This window comes from Candidatus Acidiferrales bacterium (assembly GCA_036514995.1).
In the GTDB taxonomy this organism is placed as follows: domain Bacteria; phylum Acidobacteriota; class Terriglobia; order Acidiferrales; family DATBWB01; genus DATBWB01.
In genome coordinates this window covers 1-3,055 of the sequence record DATBWB010000184.1, presented here as the reverse complement: position 1 = coordinate 3,055, position 3,055 = coordinate 1, and the positions used below count along the sequence as shown (strand labels likewise).

General features: G+C 60.7%; 3 protein-coding genes. 1 reads left to right on the top strand and 2 read right to left on the bottom strand.

Features of this window, described 5'->3' with window-relative positions:
* A partial coding sequence (locus tag VIH17_12170; GenBank protein ID HEY4683984.1) for a BRCT domain-containing protein occupies positions 1-271 on the top strand: 271 nt, incomplete at its 5' end.
* A gap of 153 nt (positions 272-424) precedes the next feature.
* Here the strand turns inward: VIH17_12170 and VIH17_12165 are convergent.
* Both VIH17_12165 and VIH17_12160 read right to left on the bottom strand, forming a co-directional pair.
* Positions 425-1,102, bottom strand: coding sequence for a metallophosphoesterase (locus tag VIH17_12165; protein HEY4683983.1), 678 nt, complete (start codon positions 1,100-1,102; stop codon positions 425-427).
* Between the two features lie 191 nt (positions 1,103-1,293).
* Positions 1,294-3,055, bottom strand: a 1,762-nt coding sequence (locus VIH17_12160; GenBank protein ID HEY4683982.1) for a M2 family metallopeptidase, incomplete at its 5' end; no start/stop codon positions are given.

Sequence of the window (3,055 nt, the reverse complement as noted above, 5' to 3'; positions counted from 1 at the left end):
GCGGCTCAGGTTTGAAGAGCGACGCGTGGCCGCCAAAGAGACGCGCCTCAAGGGCAAGACGTTTGTCTTTACCGGCACCCTCGCCCGGCATGAACGGGCCGAGGCCGAGCGGTTGGTGATGCAATCAGGCGGCAAAGTTTCGAGCTCAGTAAGCAAAAAGACCGACTACGTCGTTGTCGGCACCGACCCGGGTTCCAAGTACGACAAGGCAAAATCCCTCGGTGTCACTATCCTGGACGAATCCCAATTCGAGAAGCTAGTTGGCAAGTAGAGCGGTGGATTTTCTGCAAGGTTCCTCGGCCGCCTCTCGATCTTCTGCGGCTTCGTTGTGAACTTTTGGTTTGGCGCCGCCTGACGCTGCGACACGGGGTCAGTGCCTGCGGGACGAGTTCCGCCCACGTACGAAGAGTGTAGTGAGGCGGAGTCACAATGTTCGAGCACTGGGTCTGTCAACTTCAAGTACCAAGTGATTGAGCGACGGAAGGTCGATCACCATAGCACGCCGCAGTCCAGCAGAAGCGACATTGAAGTGATTGCCCTCACGCCCGAAGCTGTGGTGGATGTGCCCGTGGATGTGCCCCAGGACAGGCCGGCGGTCGAGCAGCGCGGCCAGCGAATGGCTGCCAACGTGCTCGTCGGCATAGACGCGGTCGAGTTCTCCGTAGGCAGGTGAGTGCGTCACAAAGAGGGTGTGCTCGTCAAGCAGCGGCTCCAACAATCCAAGGTCTTTTTCAATCTCACTCTCCGATTTCACGAAAATTGTGCCCACAAACGGTGGAGTGTACTGGTAACCCACAAAGCTGTAACTGCCGCAGGTCAACCGTCTGCCGTGAAGCGGCTTGATCTGTTCGTCCTCGTAGTCCAGGGCGACATTATCGTCGTTGCCCATGAGGTAGAAAACAGGCACGGCTACCCCTCTTAGCAAGGGAATGATCTGGCGTGCCTGCTCGCGTTGTCCGTCCTCCCAGTCACCGGCGAATAGATCTCCGGCCAGCACAAGCAAGTCGGCCCGGTGCTCTTCGACCAATCCAACCAGCCACTCGTAGACGCTCACAACACCGTGAATGTCTGCTGTCGCCAACACGCGCACAAGCAACCTCACCGCCGTTCCAGCCACAACTGAGAGGGACCTGACCGGTTGCTGAAAAAGTCGGCGAATCTGTGATTCTCAGGAGTCCCGAAGCGTCGGGACGAGGAAGAATCTCATAAGTTGCTAATTCTAAGAAACGAAATTCCTTGTGCCGAGGTTTTGGCACTCAGCATGGCAGCGAATAAGACCTTTTCCACACCTCGCTAGAACCCGACCTTGCGCCCCTTGTTTTGCTCGTCGAGCCATCTCTTCAGCGGCGCAAAGTAGTCGAGGATGGCCGTAGCGTCCATGCGCTTTTCTCCGGTCAGCGCCTCGAGCGCTTCGGGCCATGGACGGCTCATGCCCATGTCGAGCATCTTTTTGAGCTTCGCGCCGCCGGCCTTGTTGTTGTAGATCGAGCAGCGGTGCAGGGGACCGGTGTAGCCCGCCTCGCGACACAGCTCCCGGTGAAACTGGAATTGCAGGATGGTAGCGAGGAAGTAGCGCGTGTAGGGCACGTTCGCCGGGACGTGGTATTTGGCTCCCGGGTCGAAATCCGCCTCGCTGCGCGGCACGGGCGGGGCGACGCCCTGATATTTTCCGACCAAGTCCCACCAGGCCTTGTTGTACTCGGCGGGCCGGATCTCCCCGGAGAAGACTTTTGAGCGCCATTGATCCACCAGCAGGCCGAAGGGGAGGAAGGCCGCTTTCTCCAGGGCCATCTTCATCAGCAGCCCCAGGTCGCCGCTCGGCTCCGGCACTTTTTCCAGCATACCGATCTCTTTCAAATACTCGGGGGTGACGGACAGGGCGATGGTATCGCCCACCGCCTCGTGGAAACCGTCGTTGGCGCTATCGCGGAACAAGGGCGGCAGGTGGCGGTAGGCGCGCTGGTAAAAGTTGTGTCCCAGCTCGTGATGGATAGTGGAGAAATCTTCGCCGGTGATCTGGATGCACATTTTGAGCCGCAGGTCCAGGTCGGCATCCACGTCCCAGGCGCTGGCGTGGCAGACGACCTCCCGGTCGGCAGGCTTGGTAAAGAGCGAGCGTTCCCAGAACGTCTTCGGCAGCGGTTCGAACCCGAGCGAAAGGAAGAAGCGCTCGCCGGAGCGCACCATCTCTCGCTCTTCCACCTTTTTCGCTTTCAGCAGTTCAGTGAGGTCGAACCCGGGATCACCGTTCTCGGGGGCGACCAGCGGGTAGATGTTGATCCAGCTCTGGCTCCACATATTTCCGAGCAGGTGGGCAGGGATCAGCCCGTCTTCCGGAACCAGCTCCTTGCCGTATTTCTTTGCGAGCGAAGCGCGCACGTGCGCGTGCAGGGCTTCATAGAGCGGCCGCACCTGCTGCCAGAGCCGCTCGACCTCCGCCCGGAACGCTTCCGGCGGCATGTCGTATTTCGACCGCCACATCGCGCCCACGTCGGCGAAGCCCAACTCGCGCGCCCCCTTGTTCGACAGTTCCACGAAGCGCTCGTAGCGCGGGCGCATGGGCGGCGAGATGGTTCGCCAACCCCGCCAGACCTTGAGCAGTTCGTTCGGGTCGCGGCTGGTCGCCAGGATGCGTTCCAACTTGTTCAGGTCGAGACATGGGCCCTTCTCGCCCTCCGGACAATACTTCCCCTTGCCATAGACGCTCGGCAGCCACACGCCGAGCTCGGCCAGTTCCTTCTGCTCGGCCGGGTTACGGGGCGCGGGCGCGGTCAGTGAGAGCCGGAGCAGTTTCAACTTCCGCGCTACGTCCTCGGGAAGCTTTATTCCCTCGAACCGCTTGGCGGCGGTGGCGAGCTCGGTCGTGGCGGCGATCACTTCCTTCTGAGCTTCGGCGGCGATCTGCTCGGTGTCGTCAGTGATGTAGGTGCTCTGCACCCAGGAAACGCGCTCCGCTTTGATGGAAAGCTCGAGGAGGCGCTTCTCCGCCTGTTCGATGAAGACCCGCGCCTCGGCAACCGTCGGCTTCATAACCGGTGGCTTAGTCCGCGTGCCC